The organism is Yinghuangia aomiensis, assembly GCF_039542225.1.
GTDB lineage: Bacteria > Actinomycetota > Actinomycetes > Streptomycetales > Streptomycetaceae > Yinghuangia > Yinghuangia aomiensis.
Map to the genome: position 1 here is coordinate 23,917 of NZ_BAABHS010000037.1, position 18,263 is coordinate 42,179.

General features: G+C 72.7%; 14 protein-coding genes. 10 read left to right on the top strand and 4 right to left on the bottom strand.

Annotation, left to right across the window (positions count from 1 at the left end; all coding sequences use genetic code 11):
- Positions 1-6: 6 nt before the first annotated feature.
- A complete protein-coding gene (map, locus tag ABEA93_RS34640) occupies positions 7-774 on the bottom strand; it encodes a type I methionyl aminopeptidase (RefSeq protein ID WP_345679889.1) in 768 nt (255 codons plus the stop codon).
- A 232-nt stretch (positions 775-1,006) separates the two neighbouring features.
- On the opposite strand from map, the gene ABEA93_RS34645 reads away from it, so the two are divergent.
- The gene (locus tag ABEA93_RS34645; RefSeq protein ID WP_345679890.1) at positions 1,007-1,279 is read left to right on the top strand and encodes a helix-turn-helix domain-containing protein; all 273 of its coding nucleotides are present in this window, start codon (positions 1,007-1,009) and stop codon (positions 1,277-1,279) included.
- Between the two features lie 600 nt (positions 1,280-1,879).
- Here the strand turns inward: ABEA93_RS34645 and ABEA93_RS34650 are convergent.
- Positions 1,880-2,080 carry a hypothetical protein gene (locus ABEA93_RS34650; protein ID WP_345679891.1) on the bottom strand — a complete coding sequence of 67 codons (201 nt, stop codon included), beginning with the start codon at positions 2,078-2,080 and terminating at the stop codon, positions 1,880-1,882.
- Between the two features lie 512 nt (positions 2,081-2,592).
- Between ABEA93_RS34650 and ABEA93_RS34655 the strand changes: the two genes are divergently transcribed.
- The 5 genes from ABEA93_RS34655 to ABEA93_RS34675 all read left to right on the top strand — a co-directional run bounded on the left by ABEA93_RS34655 (position 2,593) and on the right by ABEA93_RS34675 (position 10,524).
- The gene (locus ABEA93_RS34655; protein ID WP_345679892.1) at positions 2,593-3,576 is read left to right on the top strand and encodes a polysaccharide deacetylase family protein; all 984 of its coding nucleotides are present in this window, start codon (positions 2,593-2,595) and stop codon (positions 3,574-3,576) included.
- Between the two features lie 88 nt (positions 3,577-3,664).
- Positions 3,665-4,141, top strand: coding sequence for an NUDIX hydrolase (locus tag ABEA93_RS34660; protein ID WP_345679893.1), 477 nt, complete (start codon positions 3,665-3,667; stop codon positions 4,139-4,141).
- Between the two features lie 60 nt (positions 4,142-4,201).
- Entirely contained in the window at positions 4,202-8,116 is a 3,915-nt protein-coding gene (locus tag ABEA93_RS34665; RefSeq protein WP_345679894.1) for an ABC transporter ATP-binding protein, read from the top strand.
- A gap of 193 nt (positions 8,117-8,309) precedes the next feature.
- On the top strand, positions 8,310-9,911 hold the full coding sequence (locus tag ABEA93_RS34670) for an ABC transporter substrate-binding protein (protein ID WP_345679895.1): 1,602 nt from the start codon (positions 8,310-8,312) through the stop codon (positions 9,909-9,911).
- Between the two features lie 121 nt (positions 9,912-10,032).
- A complete protein-coding gene (locus ABEA93_RS34675) occupies positions 10,033-10,524 on the top strand; it encodes a hypothetical protein (protein ID WP_345679896.1) in 492 nt (163 codons plus the stop codon).
- 81 nt (positions 10,525-10,605) lie between these two features.
- On the opposite strand, the gene ABEA93_RS34680 is transcribed toward ABEA93_RS34675, so the two are convergent.
- Positions 10,606-13,809, bottom strand: a complete 3,204-nt coding sequence (locus ABEA93_RS34680; protein WP_345679897.1) for an AfsR/SARP family transcriptional regulator — start codon at positions 13,807-13,809, stop codon at positions 10,606-10,608.
- A 130-nt stretch (positions 13,810-13,939) separates the two neighbouring features.
- Between ABEA93_RS34680 and ABEA93_RS34685 the strand changes: the two genes are divergently transcribed.
- The 3 genes from ABEA93_RS34685 to ABEA93_RS34695 all read left to right on the top strand — a co-directional run bounded on the left by ABEA93_RS34685 (position 13,940) and on the right by ABEA93_RS34695 (position 17,163).
- Entirely contained in the window at positions 13,940-14,668 is a 729-nt protein-coding gene (locus ABEA93_RS34685; protein ID WP_345679898.1) for an SDR family oxidoreductase, read from the top strand.
- 49 nt (positions 14,669-14,717) lie between these two features.
- Entirely contained in the window at positions 14,718-15,938 is a 1,221-nt protein-coding gene (locus ABEA93_RS34690) for an MFS transporter (protein WP_345679899.1), read from the top strand.
- Between the two features lie 85 nt (positions 15,939-16,023).
- Positions 16,024-17,163 carry an alkene reductase gene (locus tag ABEA93_RS34695; protein ID WP_345679900.1) on the top strand — a complete coding sequence of 380 codons (1,140 nt, stop codon included), beginning with the start codon at positions 16,024-16,026 and terminating at the stop codon, positions 17,161-17,163.
- Between the two features lie 85 nt (positions 17,164-17,248).
- On the opposite strand, the gene ABEA93_RS34700 is transcribed toward ABEA93_RS34695, so the two are convergent.
- Entirely contained in the window at positions 17,249-17,791 is a 543-nt protein-coding gene (locus ABEA93_RS34700) for a pyridoxamine 5'-phosphate oxidase family protein (RefSeq protein WP_345679901.1), read from the bottom strand.
- Between the two features lie 175 nt (positions 17,792-17,966).
- On the opposite strand from ABEA93_RS34700, the gene ABEA93_RS34705 reads away from it, so the two are divergent.
- Positions 17,967-18,182, top strand: a complete 216-nt coding sequence (locus tag ABEA93_RS34705; protein ID WP_345679902.1) for a hypothetical protein — start codon at positions 17,967-17,969, stop codon at positions 18,180-18,182.
- Positions 18,183-18,263 lie beyond the last annotated feature (81 nt).

Consider the following 18,263-nt stretch of genomic DNA (forward strand, 5'->3'; position numbering starts at 1 on the left):
GGCCCGTCATTCCCGGGTGAGGATCTGCGGTCCGTCGGCGGTGATGGCGACGGTGTGTTCGAAGTGGGCGGCGCGGCGGCCGTCGGCGGTGGCGAGCGTCCACTGGTCGGGGAGGATCCGGTAGTCGCCGGTGCCGCCTTCGAGGTACATCGGCTCGATGGCGAGGACGAGGCCTTCGCGCAGCCGGTAGCCGCGGCCGGGGCGGCCTTCGTTCGCGACGTGCGGGTCTTCGTGCAGCGACGTGCCGATGCCGTGGCCGCCGTGGCCGTGCAGGATGCCGTAGCCGTGGGCTTTGGCGACCTCCTGGATCGCATGGGAGATGTCGCCGAGGCGGGCGCCCGGGATCATCTGCGCGATCCCGGCGTCGAGCCCTTCCTTCGTCGCCTGCGACAGGCGGGTGGCGGCGGCGTCGACCTTGCCGACTTCCACGGTGATCGCGGCGTCGGCGTGGTAGCCGCGGACGGCGGCGCCGCCGTCGATGGACAGCAGGTCGCCCTCCCGGAGCACGGTGTCGTCGGGGACGCCGTGCACGATGCGGTCGTTGACGGACAGGCACAGCACGCCGGGAAAGGGCGGCACCGAACGGTGCGGGCGCTGCCCGAGGAAATTCGGCTCGGCGCCCGCGGCACGGATGGTGTCGGCGGCGAGGCGGTCCAACTCGATCAGGGACACGCCGGGGACCGCCGCGGCGGCGGTGACGCGCAGGGTCCGGGCGACGACGCGGCCTGCGGCGCGCATGAGTTCGATCTCGGAGTGGCTCTTGAGGGAGACCAAGGCAGGGGCCTTCCGGTGCGGGGACGACGGCCGGTGTGGTCGGGGACGACCAGGGCGCGGCCGGGTTGCGGCGGGGTTGCGGCCACTGGTGACCCGGCAGCGACCAAGCGGCGGCCACGCAGCGACCAAGCAGTGGCCAAATAATACACACCAAAAAATCCCAGCCGAAAAATCTTGGCGATGGTGACGGAGGCCTGGTTCGCCCCGAGGGGGCAAGGCTTAGACTCGGCGCATGGTGCGAACTCCCCTGACCGAGGAACAGCGGTATCGCGGCCGCGCGCTGGGGCAGACGCTGCGCGAGGCACGCGGGGCGCGGAGTGCCGCGCAGATTGCCGCGGAGTCCGGCGTGCCGCTGGACACGCTGCGGAAGATCGAGCGCGGCGCGATCGCGATGCCGGCGTTCTTCACCGTGGCGCAGCTGGCCCGCGTCCTCGACCTGGATCTCGCGACGCTGGCGGACGACATGCTGGCGGCCGGGCACGCGGATCACGCCGTGGCGTCCTGAGCCTTCCGGCGGTCGTTGCGACAACTTGCGACTTTTCCGGCGGTGGTCGCCGCCGGTGGTGCGCCGCCCGGCGTGGGCGGTGCCGCGGCGCGGTTTTCCCGAGCAAGCCGACTGTGCACCGGACGGCCGGTCCGGGTACCCCCGTCGGGGTACCGGAAGACCGGTGCCGTCCGCACCGCCCCCGGGCCGCCGGCCGATGCGCCGATCGGAGGATTGGGGGCGTGTGCCGCCGACTTTCCGCGCCGCGGCCGTGTCTTCGCCGGGCGGTACGCGTTGTGTGCGGTAGACGCCGCCGCATCGGAGCGGCGCCGCTACGGGTCCGGGAGGTCGAGGTGTCGAGCCGACCAGCTGATGCCCGTGCCGCCGGACGGCAAGCTCCCCGCGGCGCGGGCGCGTTCCCGAGTCGCCCGCGCCGCATGCGGGGCATCGGACGGAGCGTGCGTGCGGCCGAAGGGGGGAGCCGGCACGCTGAGCCCTGTCCGTGCGCCCGGAGCGGCGCGTGGGGCGGGAGCAACGGGTAGGCGGACGGTCAGGCGACTATTCGTTCGGGCGCGAGAGTCCACACCCGTACGGACCGCCGAGGGACGCCCGCGGCCCCGGTCAGACGAACGCGGCGGTGCCCGCCGCGCCCCACAGCGACCCCGGGAACGGCGACGCGAAGTACGCCGGCACGAAGCGGTCCGGAACGCGCGGCATCCGCGGCAGTTGCGACGCCCGCGCGGCGGGGACGTACAACGACGCCATCGACCCGAACAGCACCGCGACGGCCACCACGGCCGCACGCCGGAAACCGAACCTCATGCCTGTCTCGCTTCCTCGTGAACCGACGCCGTCCACCCCGGACTTGGCGCCGTGACCCGCCACCCGCGTGGCGGCGGCATGACGCTAGCGTTTTGTCGAGATTCCGATGCGCCAGGTTGAGCCGCACGGGTGAAGCGAAGGGCCCGTGAGCGGGCTTGGACACGCAAGTTCACCCCGAAGAGTGAGGGCTTTGGGGCTGTTTGCGCGCGGCTGGGAACGTGGTCCGCAGGCCGGGTTCGCGGGCACCGTCTCGGCGGCGGGGACCGGCAGGAAATCACCGCGTCGCCGCATCCGATTGCCGGGCGGGAACCGGCCCCGCTCCCATGATCGTCCTCGTCGGCGTGTTCGGATCTTGGCAGGACATCGACGAATTCACCGGCGATATCGCGAACCTCGTCGGGGGCTGTCGGCGCGGTCGGCCTCCGTCGGCGCCCGACACGCCACTCGCCCCACCTGCCGCAGGAATATAACCATATAAGGGATGATCTAGGGCATATCCTCGCGCCCCGGAGGTGATCCCCACGTACCCCCGCCGACGCCGCCGACGTCTTGCCGTCGCCTGCCTGATCGCCGCTTCGGCGGCCGCGGGCTGTTCCTCGTCCAGCGGGTCCGGTTGGCCGCGGAAAGCTGCCACGACGACTCGGCCCGCCACGCCGTCGCAGGACGCGCATGCCAAGGCTGTTCCCGGCAAGCCCGAGCGGGACCCCGCCGAGCGCGCCGCCGCGGAGGCGCGGGCCGCCGTCGAAGCCGAGGCGGCGCGCGCCGAAGCCGAGCGCGTCGCGCGTACCGCCCGCGAGGCCGCCGCCCGCACGTGGGGGCTCGCCACTCCCCCGCTCGTCGCTCCCGCGCCGCCCGCGACCAAACCGGTGCTCGTCGACAACGGCCAGCACGTGATCGTCCGCCCCGGACTGCCGCCCGTGGTGCGCCGCGTGCCGACCACCGACAAGGTCGTCTTCCTGACGATCGACGACGGCGCGGAGAAGGACCCGGACTTCAGCCGCATGCTGCGCGAACTCAACGTCCCGGTCAGCGCGTTCGTGTCCGACTACCTTGCCCGCACGGACTACGGCTACTTCCGCGACCTCCAAGCGCACGGCGTCGCCGTCAACAACCACACGCTCAACCACAAAGACCTGCGCAAGCTCGGCGGTGACGCCCTGCGGCGCGAAGTCTGCGGCCAGCAGGACAGCTTGGAGAAGCAGATCGGCGTCCGCCCCAAGCTCTTCCGCCCGCCCTACGGCGAATACACCGCGGAGGCCCTCGCCATCGCCCGCTCGTGCGGCGTCACCGCGGTCCCGCTCTGGAACGAAGAAGCTTTCCCGGACCGCGTCGAGTACCGCTACGGCGACCACAAGCTCCAGTCCGGCGACATCATCCTCACCCACTTCCGCGGCACGGACACGTGGAAGGGCAGCATGGCCGACATGCTCCGCCGCGTCCTCCGCGAAGTGACCGGCCAGGGCTTCGCACTTGCACGCTTGGAGGACTATCTCTGAGCCGATCCCCCGCCGCCAGGGTCGCCGCCATGCCTCCGACGACCCCCAACCCACTCACGAACCCCCCTTCCACCACATCAAAATCCGGGTGGCCGCCGCCGTCTTCGACGGCGACGACGTGGCACTCGTCCGCCGCGTCAAGCCGACCGGCGCGAGCCACTACTCCCTGCCCGGAGGGAATGTCGAGCCCGGCGAGGACCTCGGCGACGCCCTGCGCCGCGAGCTGCACGAGGAGCTGGGCCTGCGCCTGGCCCCCGACGCTCCCGCTCCCGCCTTCACCTGGCTCGTCGACGCGATGGTGTCCCGCCCCGGCGGCACCCCGCCCCGCAAGCTGCATCTCGTCTACCGGGCGCACCTCGCCCCAGTCCTGCGCACCGGCCTCCGGACGACCGAAGACGACGAAGTCGGCCCCGGCGATATCGTTTGGCTCAATCACCGGCAGACCGGCAGCCTCCACCTCTTCCCGCGTGTCCCGCTCGCCGGACCGGCCCATCCGCGCGCACCCGCCGAGCCCGCGCAAGCCCTCCTGCCGCCGATGAACGACGCCACCTTCACCTGCGCGTAAAGCGCGCCCCAGGAAAATCTCATAATCGTTAGACGTGCTAAGCATCTATACTTGGCGGTTGTGACGACCCCCGCGGCGCAGGCCGCTACCGAGGTTCCGCGTGCCGCCGCCGGGCGCGGGTGGTTGCGGCGCTTGCTGGGTGCCTGTTGGCGGCACAAGAGCAGCGTCCTGTGGGCCTTCGGGGCGTCCATCGTCGGCATGACCGTCACCGCGTTCGTGCCGCTCGTCCAGCGGGCCGTGATCGACGACGCCGTGCTCGCGCACAACCGCCCCCTCGCCCCGCTCGCCTTCCTGCTGCTCGGGGCGGCGGTGATCAACTTCGGGTCGTCGTTCATCCGCCGCTATATCGGCGGGCGCCTGTCCCTCGAGGTGCAGTACGACCTCCGCAACCAGGTCTTCGGCGCACTGTCCCGGCTCGACGGCGCCCGTCAGGACGAACTGCAGACGGGGCAGATCGTCAGCCGCGCCGGCTCGGACATCACGATGATCTCCGGCGTGCTGGCCATGCTGCCGATGCTCACCGGCAGCGCGCTGCTGTTCGTGATCTCGCTGGTCGTCATGTTCTCGCTGTCGCCGCTGCTGACCCTGGTGGCGGTCGCCGTCGGTCCCGGGCTGTTCGTGATCGCACGGATGTCGCGGCGCAGGCTGTTCCCGGCGACGTGGGCGGCGCAGCAGGAGGCCGCCTCGCTCGCGGGTGTCGTGGACGGCGCGGTGACCGGTGTACGGGTCGTCAAGGGCTTCGGGCAGGAGGCCCAGGAGGTCGGCCGCCTGGAGGATTCCGGGCGGCGGCTGTTCGCGGCCCGGATGCGGGCGGTCCGGCTGAACAGCCGCTACACGCCGACCCTGGCGGCGATTCCCGCGCTCGGCCAGGTCGGTGTGCTGGCGCTGGGCGGCTGGCTGGCGATCCAAGGCGAGATCACGCTGGGTACGTTCCTGGCGTTCTCGACGTACCTGGGGCAGCTGGTCGGCCCGGTGCGGCTGCTGGCCGGGCTGCTGACGATGGGGCAGCAGGCTCGGGCGTCGGTCGAGCGGGTGTACGAGGTGATCGACTCGCAGCCGCTGGTGACCGAGAAGCCGGATGCGCCGCCGCTGCCGGCCCGGGCGTCGGGGATCGAGTTCGACGGGGTCAGCTTCGGCTACGTCGCGTCGTGCCCGGTGCTGGACTCGTTCACGGCCGCGGTCGCGCCGGGTGAGACGCTCGCGCTGGTCGGCACGTCGGGGTCCGGCAAGTCGACGGTGTCGATGCTGCTGCCGCGGTTCTACGACGTGCAGGGCGGTGCGATCCGCATCGACGGCCACGACGTCCGCGACGTGACGCTCGGGTCGCTCCGCGAGGCGATCGGCCTGGTCGCGGAGGACTCGTTCCTGTTCTCCGACAGCGTGCGCGCGAACGTCGCGTACGGGCGTCCGGACGCCACCGACGCGCAGGTCCGCGCGGCGGCGCGGGCCGCCGAAGCGGACGGCTTCATCTCCGATCTGCCGGACGGCTACGACACGGTCGTCGGCGAGCAGGGCCTGACCCTCTCCGGCGGCCAGCGCCAGCGCATCGCCCTCGCGCGGGCGCTGATCACCGATCCGCGGATCCTGATCCTGGACGACGCGACGTCGGCGGTCGACCCGAAGGTCGAGGCCGAGATCCACGCGACGCTGCGCCGGGTGATGGCGGGCCGCACGACGGTGCTCATCGCGCACCGCCGCTCGACGCTGCAGCTCGCGGACCGGATCGCCGTGTTGGACCGCGGCCGCCTCGTCGACATCGGCACGTACGAGGAGCTGGACGAACGCTGCCCGCTGTTCCGTCTGCTGCTGTCCGGCCCGGGCGAGGACGCCGAAGGCCGCGACGCGGACGTGGAAGGCCGGGAGTCGGTCGCGGACACCGCGGGCAAGCAGATTGCGGTCCCCGCCGTTCCGGCGGCCCCGGCCGCCTCGACCCGCCGCGTCGACGGCGTCACACCCGAGCTCTGGGACCGTTCCCAGGCCCCGGACGACGCCCCCTCGGACCTTCAGCCCACTGCCGCGCAGTCCGTCGCCCTCGGCGGCGGTGGCGGTGGCGGGCGCGGCGGTCCCGGCGGCGGGTTCGCGTCGATGCTGTCGGCCACCCCGGAACTCCTCGCGCAGGTCGCGGCGCTGCCGCCCGCGACCGATACGCCGCGGATCGACGAGCATGCGGCACGTGCCGAAGACCCGCAGTTCACCCTGAAATCGCTGCTGCGGCCGTACCGGTGGCCGCTGCTGATCGGCCTGCTGCTGGTGGCCTTGGACGCCGCGGCGCAGCTGGCGCTGCCGGCGCTGATCCGGACCGGCGTCGACCGGGGTGTCGCGGACGCGGCGACGAGCACGATCATGGCGGTGTCGCTGGTCGCGCTGGGCGTGGTGGCCGCGGACTGGCTGGTGAGCGTGGCGCAGGTGCGGATCGCGGGGCGGACCGGCGAGCGGCTGCTGTACACGCTGCGGGTGAAGACGTTCGCGCATTTGCAGCGGCTGGGCTTGGACTACTACGAGCGGGAGATGTCCGGGCGGATCATGACCCGGATGACGACCGACGTGGACGCGGCGTCGACGTTCCTGCAGACCGGGCTGGTCAGCGCGGTGGTGAGCGTGCTGACGTTCTTCGGCATCATGGCGGCGCTGCTGATCCTGGACTGGGAGCTGGCGCTGGTCGTGATGAGCGTGCTGCCGGTGCTGATCGCCGCGACGGTGGTGTTCCGGAAGCGGTCGTCGGCGGCGTACAACGACGCGCGCGAGAAGGTCAGCGTGGTCAACGCCGACCTGCAGGAGAACGTCGCGGGCATGCGTACCGCGCAGGCGTTCCGCCGCGAGGAGCGCAACTCGGCGCGGTTCGCGGCGCGGAGCCGGGACTACTACGACTCGCGGCTGACGGCGCAGCGGTACATCGCGATGTACTTCCCGTTCGGGCAGTTCCTGTCGAACGTGGCGGCGGCGCTGGCGCTGATCGTGGGGGCGCACCGGGTGGGTGCGGGGACGATGACGGCGGGTGCGCTGATCGCGTACCTGCTGTACATCGACATGTTCTTTGCGCCGATCCAGCAGCTGTCGCAGGTGTTCGACGGGTATCAGCAGGCCGCGGTGGGGCTGCGGCGGATCCGGGACCTGCTGCGGACGCCGACGTCGACGCCGGCCCCGGTGCGTCCGGTGCCGGTGCCGGAGGCCGGCCTCAAGGGCGAGATCGTGTTCGACGACGTGCACTTCGCGTATGCGACGGAAGCGCCGGACACGTCGGCCGGTGAGCCGGTCGGGGGCGGCGGAACGCGCAAGGCTCCGGAGGCGTTGACCGGTATTTCCCTGCGGATCGCCCCGGGTGAGACGGTCGCGCTCGTCGGGCAGACCGGCGCCGGCAAGTCGACCTTGGTGAAGCTCGTCGCGCGTTTCTACGACGTGGGCTCCGGTGCGGTCCTGGTCGACGGTGTGGACGTGCGGGACTGGGATCTGGCCGAGTACCGGCACCGGCTGGGCGTCGTGCCGCAGGAGGCCTATCTGGCGGCGGGCACGGTGCGCGACGCGATCGCGTACGGCCGCCCCGACGCGTCGGACGCCGACGTCGAGGCCGCGGCGCGGGCGGTCGGCGCGCACGACGCGATCGCGATGCTGCCGGGCGGCTATCTGCATCCGGTCGGCGAACGCGGCCGCACCCTGTCGGCCGGGCAGCGGCAGTTGATCGCGCTGGCCCGGGCGCAGTTGGTGGACCCGGACATCCTGCTGCTCGACGAGGCGACAGCGGCGCTGGACTTGGCGACCGAAGCGGCGGTGACCCGCGCGGCGGACGAACTCGCCCTCCGGCGCACCACACTGGTGGTCGCGCACCGGCTGACGACGGCGGCGAAGGCGGACCGCATCGCGGTGGTCGACCGGGGCCGCATCGTGGAGACCGGCACGCACGCCGAACTGGTCGACGCGGGCGGGGTATACGCGGGTCTGTGGGCGGCGTTCACGGGGGCGCACGAGCGGGTCGCGTAGTCCGCGCAGCCGGGGAGCACAGGAGCGGCCAAACAACGGTCGGGATGGCGCTTCATGCGGACATGTCCGTGAAGTGATCGGAAGAAACCGTTTCGAGGGCATGTATTTGGCCGCCGCCCGGCCCTACTGTGGCTGCTCCTTATCCGGCACGTCGCTTCCCGCCCCGGAGGTGTGCACGTTGCCCCGATCCCCCATGCCCACACGAAGATTCCGCGGTCCAGGTGTGGCCGCCGCCCTGACGCTGGCGCTCACCGCGTCGGCGTGCAGCAGTTCCGGCGACAAGGCGTCCCCGAAGCCCAGCGCCGCTCCCCCGGCCGCGACCGGTGCGGCCAGTGCGCAGCCGCCCGCGAAGACCGGCGGGACCATCACGATGCTCGCCGTGCAGGATTCCGCGCAGCTCGACCCGTTCCGTACGGCCTATGTGGCGGTGACCGACGAGCCGCGGTTGTCCGCGCTGTACGACCCGCTGTTCGCGATCCAGCCGGGCACCGGGAAGCTCCTCGCGCATCTGGGTGAGAGCATCACGTCGCCGGACGGCGGCAAGTCGTGGGTGCTGAAGCTGCGTTCGGGGGTGCAGTTCAGCGACGGCGCGCCGTTCGACGCGGCGGCGGTGAAGACGAACTGGGAGATGCACGCGGATCCGGCGACGGGTTCGCTGCACCGGGCGGCGGCGACCGGGCTGAAGCTGACCGTGGCAGATCCGCTGACGCTGACGATCGTCCCCCAGACGCCGAACGCCAACTTCGACCGCACGCTCGCGCAGGAACTCACGTACATCGAGTCGCCGTTGCAGCTCGCGAAGGGCCCGGCGGTGTACGGCACGCAGCCGGTCGGCGCGGGCCCGTTCGTGCTGAAGAGCTGGACGCGCGGCAGCGAGCAGGTGTTCGCGCGCAACCCCTCGTACTGGCAGAAGGACAAGGGCCTGCCGAAGCTGGACGGGTTCACGGTGCGCAATGTGCCCGACATCCAGCAGCAGTTGGCGTCGGTGAAGAACGGCCAGGCCGACGTGTTCACCAGTTCCGACCCGGCGCTGCTGGAGAAGGCGGCGAAGGACGCGCACGCGTCGGTGCTGCGCGTCGACGGCGGCCAGTACTTCATGTTCAACCTCTCGCGCCCGCCCTTCGACGACCCGCGGGCCCGGCGGGCGATCTCGCTGGCCCTCGATCCTGCGGACATCCCGAAGACGCTGAACAACGGCTACATCCCGGCCAAGGGCCTGTTCTCGTCCCAATCCGCCTTCTTCGACCCGGCGTTCGTCCAGCCGCCGCCGAACCGGGCGGAGGCGCAGAAGCTGTTCGACCAGTTGGCGGCGGAGGGGAAGAAGGTCGACTTCTCGTACCTGATTCCGCAGAACCCGTCGTCGCAGAAGACGGCGGAGTACATGCAGAGCCGTCTGCTGACCTACTCCAACGTGTCGATGAAGATCGAGGCACTGGAGATCGGCGCGTACATCCAGAAGTCCGCGATCCAGCACGACTTCCAAGGCCTGCTCACCCAACGTTGGGTGGTCGACCCGGAGCCGCAGTTGTTCATGGCGTTCTTCTCACAAAGCCCCCTCAACTACGGCTCGTGGAAGAACCCCGCGGTGGACAAGGCCCTCCTCACCGGCCGCGGCAGCTCCGACCCCGCGGTCCGCAAGCAGGCCTACTCCGACCTGCAACGTGCCCTGATCGAGGACATGCCGCTGTGGGTGTACTCGGAGGCCGTCGTAGGCCCGATCTACAACGACAAGGTGACGGGAGTGGAGGTCTACAACGCGGGGGTGGTGTTCATGGACCGCATCGGACTGAAGTGATGTGAGGAGGAGCGGACGCGGGGGCGCGCCTTCGACATGCGCCAACCGAGGGACGATCCGCAACGCGGCGAGGATTCGGTCCTAGTGTCGGCCCGGACCATCCGTCACGAAAGGGTCCGACGTGCACCGAACGTTCCAGCGAGCCGCTGTCCTGCTGACGGCCGTCGGCGCTGCCTGCTTCCCGGGCATCGCCGTGGCCGATGCCCCCGCTCCGCCGCCCTCGACCGTGGTCGTCGTCGGCAACAACAACCAGCTCGCCGGACAGAACGTCTTCAACGCCGGCCACGACAACACCGTCGGCTCGATCGGCGCGGGCGGCCCGGGAACCGGCGTTGGAGGCACCCCGGCACCGACGTTCACCGCGGTGATCCAGAACGATTCGCGTGCCACCCTCACGCTCACCCGGCACACCGGCGACGCGAACTTCCCCGGCACCATCTTCGGGCTGCTCCGCGACACCGTCACGTTCTCGGAGCGCTCCACGGCCGATTACCAGAGCAACGACGGCCGCTCCATGTCCATCACCCTGGACGTCAACTCCGCCGGCCAGGAAACCGTCTCGTGCAACGGCGACTGCCACATCGATCAGGGCAACACGATCGTGTTCGACTGACCGGTCCGCCCGGGCCCGCGCCGATACGGCACCGGCGCGGGCCCGGGCCGACATCCGCCGCTCGGCCGTCCGGCTCCGGCATCAGTGGGCCGTCGGTGTCCGGGCCAGGTTCGCGGCGGCTTCGGGGGTCATTGCCGTACCGCGGTCGAAGGCTTCGCGGAAGGCGTGTTCGCCCAAGGCCGCCTTGGTACGTGCCGTGATGCGGTCGACGTCGGTGCGTTCGGCCGGGGGGAGAGGCGCGCCGACGCTGTCGCGGGCGGCGGTGGCGGCGCCGAGGAGGACGGCGGCGCGGAGGGTGCCTGTCCGGGTGAGGGATTCGGCGCCGGCGAGGCCCTCCAGGGAGAGGGCGAAAGCGCGGGGGTCCGCCAGGGTGAAGGCCCGGTCGAGGCCGTGGTGGTGGTGTGCCAAGGCGGCCTCGCGGTCGCCGCGGAGTTCGGCGGTGAAGCCGAGTTCGGCGTAGCGGAGGTGGTCGCCCGCCGGGGAGACGAAGCGGTTCAGCATGCCGAGGAGCCGGGCTTCGGCCTCGTCGAACGCGCCGGAGCGGCGCGCGCCGAGGGCGAGACCGGTTTCGGCGGCGGCCTCGCCGAAGCGGTAGCCCTGCTCGGCGGCCAACTTGCGGGCCCGTTCGTGGAGTTCGGCGGCTTTCGGCCAGTCCTCGGCGAGCAGGGCGAGGCGGCCGAGGCCGGAGAGGCGGGCGGACACCTCGGCGTGCAGGTTCAGTTCTTCGGCCAGGGCCAGGCCTTGCTGTTGGCGGCGTTCGGCGGTGGCGTAGTCGCCGAGGATCTGCGCGTGCGCAGCCAGGGGCGAGACGGTCTGCAACTCGCCCCAGTGGTCGCCGAGTTCGCGAAACGCTTCGGCGGCGCGCAGGCCGTCGCGGTCGAGAGCGGCCAGGTCGCCGGTGAAGAGCCCGTGCATCGCACGCAGGGCGAGTCCGGCGGCGACGCCCCAACGGTCGCCCGCCGCCTCGGAATGCGCCACCGCGGCATCGTTCAGCTCCGCGCTCGCGGACATGTCGTTCGCGCTGAACTCGCCGTACGCGCACAGCCACAACGCCCGGGCCCGGCGCACCGCATCGGGCACCCCGCCGGCCATGCCGTCGACAGGCGCGGCAGGTTCCCCGGTCATGCGGGCGAACGCATAGTGCAGTAGCACGAGTTCGACATCGTCCGGGGCCGCTTTACGGGCGGCTTCCAGGCGGCGCCGGGCCTCGGTGAGGCGGCCGCGGAGCAGCCACCACCAGCACAGCACGACGGTGAGCCGGGCCGCCTCGGACGGGTCCTCGCGCGCCGTGTCGAGCGCGGCGCGCAGGTTGGCGGCTTCGGCGTCGAGTCGGGCGAGCCAGAGCTGCTGGTCCGCGCCGCGGAGGTGCGGTTCGGCGGCCGAGGCGAGGGTCCGGTAGTAGTGCAGGTGCCGGGTCTGTGTGTCGGTGGCGTCCGCCATTTCGTGCAGCCGGTCGTGGGCGTAGGCGGCCATCGTTTCCAGCAGCCGGTAGCGCGTCCCGGCGGGGGTGGCGACGACCACGACAAGCGACCGTTCGACGAGCCGGGTCAGCAGGTCCAGGACATCCGCGGACGCCACCCCGTCGCCCGCGCACACCGCCTCGGCCGCGTCGAGGGTGCAGCCGTCGCGGTGGACGGCCAGGCGCCGCAGCACGATGCGTTCGGGTGCGCCGAGGAGTTCCCAGCTCCAGTCGATGACGGCGCGCAGGGTGCGCTGCCGGGCGGGTGCGTCGCGGCGGCCGGACGTGAGCAGCCCGAACCGGTCGCCGAGCCGGTCCGCCAGCCCGCGGACGCCGAGTGCCCGCACCCGGGTCGCGGCGAGTTCGAGGGCGAGCGGGATGCCGTCCAGGCGGGCGCAGATCTCCGCGACCGCGGCCGGGTCGCCGCCGGACGGTCCGAACCCGGGCGCGGCGGCTGCCGCCCGGGCCAGGAACAGGGCTTGCGCTTCGGCCGATTCGAGCGGTTCGACGAGCACGACGGCCTCGCCGGCGACCGCGAGCGGCTCCTGGCTGGTGGCCAGGAGCCGGACGCCCGGCGCGCCCCGCAGCAGCAGCGCGGCCAACTCCGCGGCGGCGTCGACCACATGCTCGCAGTTGTCCAGCACGAGCAGCACGGACCGGTCGCGCAGCGCCTGCACCAGGCGTTCGGCGGGCGCCGACGGCATGCCGACGCGCGGGGCGCCCGCGGGAGTGTCGTCGCGGATGCCGAGGACGGCGGCGACTTCGGCGGCCAGGTCGGCGGCATCGCCGTACCGGCCGGCGAGTTCGACGAACCGGACGCTGTCCGGAACCGGCGAAGCCGCGGCGGCCGGGTCGATCCGGCGCCGGGCCGCGGCGATGGCCAGCCGCGTCTTCCCGACACCGCCGGGGCCGGTCAGCGTCACCAGGCGCGCCTCGTCCATGCACCGGGCGACGTGCGCGAGCACCGCGTCGCGGCCGATCAGCGGGGTGACGTCGGCCGGGAGGTTGGAGCTGATCGGGGCGGGGTCCGGGGCGGCCGCGGGCGCAGCCGCGGTGCCGGCGTCCGTCCGCTCGGCCCGCACGTCCAACGCCGGGTCCTGCCGCAGGATCGCCTCGTGCAGCGCCGCCAGCGCGGGGCTCGGGTCGAGGCCCAGGTCGTCGGCCAGTCGGCTGCGCAGGTCGGCGTAGGACGCCAGCGCCTCGCTCTGCCGCCCGGCCCGGTAGAGCGCCCGCAGGTGCACGGCACGCAGGCGTTCGCGCAGCGGGTTCCGGGCCACCAGATCGGCGAGTTCGCCGGTGAGGAGCGGGTCGTCGCCCGCGGCGAGGCGGGCTTCGGCGTGTTCTTCGAGAACGGCGAGACGCTGTTCGTCGAGCCGGTCGGCCGCGGTGCGGGCGAACGCCTCGTCGGCGAAGTCCGCGTAGGCCGGTCCGCGCCACAGGTCCAGTGCGCCGGCGAGCCGGGCGGCGCGTTCCGTGGGATCGGCGACGGCGCGGGCCTCGGCGACCAAGGCCAGGAACCGCATGGCGTCCACCTCTGCCGCCTCAGCGCCGTCGGCGAGGTCGAGCCGGTAGCCGGGGCCCTGCCGCGGCACCCGGTCGCGGCCGATCGCGCGGCGCAGCTGCGACACCTTGGCCTGGAGCGCGTTGGCCGGGTTGCCGGGCGGGTCGTCGCCCCACAGGTCGTCGACCAGCCGGTCCGCGGAGACCACCCGGCCTTCCCGGACGAGCAGGGCGGCGAGCAGCGCGCGGACCTTCGCCTCGGGGACCTTCACCGGCTCCCCCGCGGCGTCCCACACCGCCAGTGGCCCGAGCACCCCGAAACGCATGGCTGAACGCTACACAGCGCCTTACGGCGCACCGTCAGCGGATCATCAGCCGGCCCGAAGCGCCCTCGGCCAGAGTCGTTCCTGTCGGAAGCACGGCACACCGGAACGAAGCGGCCGAAGGGAGCACACCATGCCGAAGTACGCGGGCCGGAACGCGGTCGTCGTCGGCGGCACCACGGGCGTCGGCCTTGCGATCGCCAAGCGCCTGGTCGAGGGCGGTGCCCAGGTCCTGGTGACCGCCGACGGGGCGCACGGGTTCGCCGATGCCGCGGGCCGGCTGGGCAGCGCGGCGTCGCTGGTGGCCTGCGACCTGTCCGCCGCCGACGCGGCGAACGCCTCGGACGCCGCCGCGGCGCTGGCCGCCGAAGCGCAGCGCGTCTTCGGCACGGTCGACATGCTGTTCGTCGGCGCCGAGCCCCCCACCGCCCAGGGCGCGCTCGACGGTTGTGCCTCCACCGCGAAGGGCACCTACCTGGCCGCCCAGGCGCTGGCGCCGCTGCTCGCCGACGACGGCGCCGTCGTCTTCACCACGATCGCGGCGGACGCCTGCCGCCCCGGCATGCCCGATGCGGGCGTGTACGCCATGACGGCGTCGGCCGTCCACGCCTTCGCCCGGGTGCTCGCGGTCGAACTCGCGGACCGCGGCGTCCGCGTCAACGCCGTCGCACCCGGCGCCATCGACATGCCCCTGGCCCGGAACCTCCGGTCCGGCACCGCACCGCTCGGCCGCCGCGGATCGGTCGACGACGTCGCCCGCGCCGCGCTCTTCCTCGCCGCGGACGCGACGTTCACCACCGGCACGGTGCTCGCCGTCGACGGCGGCCTCCGGTCCGACAGCAGCCCGGGCCTCCGGAGCTAGCGCGTCTCCCGTGCACCGCTCTCCCCTTTCACGAACAGGACGCTTCACCATGTCTGCCACCGCACCCGGGATACCCCGCCAAGCAGCTCCCCCGCCCCCGAGCACCGACCGGCTTCCGCTCCCCGCCCTCCTGGCCCTGGCCACCGCCGTCTTCGTCACCAGCCTCACCGAGACGCTGCCCGCCGGACTCCTCCCCGCGATGGGCGCCGACCTCGGCGTCGGCGAGTCCGCGGCCGGGCAGACCGTGACCGTCTACGCCGTCGGCACCGCCCTCACCGCGATCCCGCTCACCGCCGCCACCGCCCGCTGGTCGCGCAAGCGGCTGCTGCTCACCGCGATGGCCGGTTTCGCGGCCGCCAACACGGTCACCGCGCTGTCGTCGGCGTACGCGCTGACGATGGCGGCCCGCTTCGTCGCGGGCGTCGCCGCCGGTGTCGCGTGGGCGCTGCTCGCCGGGTACGCCCGGCGCCTGGCCCCGCCGCACCTCGAAGGCCGGGCCGTCGCCGTGGCGATGGCCGGGATCCCCCTCGCACTGTCGCTCGGCGTCCCGGCCGGGACGTTCCTCGGACAAGCCGTGAACTGGCAGACCGCGTTCCTGCTCATGACCGGCCTGACCCTGCTGCTGCTCGCCTGGATCGCCGTCCTCGTGCCGGACCAGCCGGGCAGCGAGCGCGCCGCGGGAACACCCCTGCGGGCCGTGCTGCGGGTGCCCGGCGTGCTGCCGGTGCTGGCCGTCACGCTCGTTTTCGTCCTCGCCCACACGATCCTCTACACCTACATCGCCACGCTCCTCGACGACCTCGGCCTCGGCTCGTCGACGGACACGGTGCTCCTGGTGTTCGGCGCGGCGTCGCTGCTCGCGATCTGGGTGGTGGGCGCGCTCATCCACCGCCGGCTCCGGGCGCTGACGGTGGCGAGCACGCTGCTCGTCGCGGTCGCCGCGACCGGCCTCGCGCTGTGGGCCGAAAGCACCCCCGTCGTCTACGCCGCGGCCGCCCTGTGGGGCCTCGGCTGGGGCGGCGTACCGACCTTGCTGCAGACCGCCGCGGGCGACGCGGCCGGAGACGCCGCCGACGCGGCACAGGCCGCCCTGGTCACGCTGTGGAACACGGCGATGGCCGCCGGGGGCTTGCTCGGCGGACTCCTCTTCAACCTGTTCGGGGCCGACGCGTTCGCGTGGAGCGCGCTCCTGCTGCTGGTACCGGTGCCAGCCGTGGTCGCGGCTGCCCGGCGGCACGGGTTCCCGGGCGATCGCGGCACCGCGGCCTGAACTTCCCCCGCTCCCCTCCCCACTCGAAGCACCAAGCACCCCAGCTCTCAGCACCCGACGCCCGACGTCCGGAAGGACCTCCGTCATGACCACGAACTCCGCCCCCGCCGCCGCCTCCGCCGCCCGCGACCTGTTCGGCCCCGCCCGGCTGGGCCCGCTCGACCTGCCGAACCGCCTGGTGATGGCCCCGATGACCCGCAACCGGGCCGCGGACGACGGAACCCCGCTGCCGATCATGGCCGAGTACTACGCGCAGCGGGCCGGCGCCGGGCTGATCATCGCCGAGGCCACGACGCCCAACGCGGTCGGCGCGACGTACCCGAACATCCCCGCCATCTACCGCGATACGCACGTCGAGGGCTGGCGGGCGGTGACCGATACCGTGCACGCCGCGGGCGGGCGGATGTTCCTGCAGCTCCAGCACGGCGGCCGGATCGGGCACCCGGAGACGAGCGGACTGCACCCCGTCGCGCCGTCGCCGGTGCCGTTCCCCGACGCGATGCACACGCCGTCCGGGTCGCGTCCGCCTGTGGTGCCGCGCGAAATGACCGTCGAGGAAATCCGGTCCACGGTGCAGGACTTCGCGAACGCCGCCCGCAACGCGGTGGCCGCGGGCTTCGCCGGTGTCGAGGTACACGCCGCGAACGGCTATCTGCTCCACCAGTTCCTCGGTCAGGACACCAACCGGCGCACCGACGCGTACGGCGGCCCGGTCGCCCACCGCATCCGGTTCACCGTCGAGGTGGTCCGCGCCGTCGTCGACGCGATCGGCGCCGAGCGGGTCGGCGTCCGCATCGCCCCCGGCGTCACCGCGAACGCGATGGCGGAAGGCGACACCGAGGCGATCTACCCGGAACTCGTCGCCGCGCTCGCCGAGATCGGCCCGGCGTACCTGCACGTCGTGTTCGCCGACCCCGACCAGCCGCTGTTCCGGGAACTCCGCGCGGCCTGGACCGGCGTACTGATCGCCAACCCGGTGCTGGGCTGGGGCGGCCCGCTCCCCGAGGACGGCGGCAAGGCCGCCGCCGAACGCCTGCTCGCCGCGGGCGCCGACCTGATCGCGCTGGGCCGGCCGTTCCTCGCCAATCCGGACCTCGTGGACCGGCTGCGCGGCGGCGCCCCGGTCAACCAGGTGCGCGACTCCGGGCTGATGTACACGGGCGGGGCGGAGGGCTACACGGACTACCCGGCACTGGACCGCGCCGCCCTCGCCGCCGGAGTGTGAACTACGGCCGAGCCGACGAGCCGCCGCACCCGGGCCTTGGGGTCCGGGTGCGGCGGCCTACGCGACGCCGGGGCGGCCGCGGACGTCAGAACGTCCAGCGGGTGTGGGTGTAGACCCCGTTGTCGCGGCCGAAGCCGTACGCCGTGGCGGGGGCCACCGCGAACACGACAGCTTGGCCCTCGCGGAAGGCGTCCCCGATGCCGTGGAACGTGCCTTCGGCGGAGGTGATGTGCGCGCCGTACTTCGCCTCGTACGCGCGGATCACCTCCTCCAGCAGGGCGGGGTCGTGGACCTGCGCCGCGACGCCTTCGACGACGACGTCGCGGCCCTCGGTGAGGACGCCGCCCGCGCTCAGCAGCGCGCAGTGCCGGTTGCGGGCGAGGTTCTTCGCCTTCTGTTCTTGGGGGCCGGTGGAGAAGTACAGGGTTCCGTCGTGCCAGACGGCGATCACCGGGGTGATGTGCGGTCGGCCGTCCGGACGCACCGTGACGACCTGGAGGATTTCGGCGTCCTGCGTCTGGCGCCGCGCGTCGTCCCAGGCGGTCGCGGTGGCCTTCTCGGCACCCGGGCGCGGGTTGACCGCGGAGCTGTAGCGGGCGTCCAGCTCGGTCGTGGGGTGGGCGGGCATAAAGGGTCCTTCCTGCTCGGCTTCCTGTCCGAATTCCTATAGACCGGGGGGAGGAGCCCGAATCATCGGTGGCCCTGCGCCGAGGTTTGCCCGCGCGGACTTCTCCGGCCCCGACCCGCCCAACTCGACGGAAGTCCGTGAAGCCAGGGGGTCGTTCGTCCGTCAGGCTGCTGCGATGAATCAGTTGGCGTGTACGTCGTGCGGACATGTGGGTTTGGGTGAGGGGTACGTCATGGCCGGCGGCCACCTTGCCCATTGGGTCAGCGGCCTGCTGCGACGCGGCGCCTTGGGCGGCCCCAAGGGGTACGGGCAGAGCCGCAAGTTCGTCGTCGAGGTGTTCCGGTGCCCGTCGTGCGGTCACCTGGAGCTGTTCGCGAACCAGCCGATGTGAGGGCTGCTGCCGGAATCGAAACCGGCGCGGAGCGGTTGTTGGCGGTCGGGACCCCTGTCCCACGTACACGGGGACGACGGT

Bases quoted from the DNA above. Each gene is read 5' to 3' on its own strand.
- ABEA93_RS34645 (WP_345679890.1), top strand. From the start codon at position 1,007: ATGGTGCGAACTCCCCTGACCGAGGAACAGCGGTATCGCGGCCGCGCG.
- ABEA93_RS34700 (WP_345679901.1), bottom strand. From the start codon at position 17,791: ATGCCCGCCCACCCCACGACCGAGCTGGACGCCCGCTACAGCTCCGCG.
- ABEA93_RS34680 (WP_345679897.1), bottom strand. From the start codon at position 13,809: ATGCGTTTCGGGGTGCTCGGGCCACTGGCGGTGTGGGACGCCGCGGGG.
- ABEA93_RS34695 (WP_345679900.1), top strand. From the start codon at position 16,024: ATGACCACGAACTCCGCCCCCGCCGCCGCCTCCGCCGCCCGCGACCTG.
- ABEA93_RS34650 (WP_345679891.1), bottom strand. From the start codon at position 2,080: ATGAGGTTCGGTTTCCGGCGTGCGGCCGTGGTGGCCGTCGCGGTGCTG.
- ABEA93_RS34690 (WP_345679899.1), top strand. From the start codon at position 14,718: ATGTCTGCCACCGCACCCGGGATACCCCGCCAAGCAGCTCCCCCGCCC.
- ABEA93_RS34670 (WP_345679895.1), top strand. From the start codon at position 8,310: ATGCCCACACGAAGATTCCGCGGTCCAGGTGTGGCCGCCGCCCTGACG.
- ABEA93_RS34705 (WP_345679902.1), top strand. From the start codon at position 17,967: ATGAATCAGTTGGCGTGTACGTCGTGCGGACATGTGGGTTTGGGTGAG.
- ABEA93_RS34685 (WP_345679898.1), top strand. From the start codon at position 13,940: ATGCCGAAGTACGCGGGCCGGAACGCGGTCGTCGTCGGCGGCACCACG.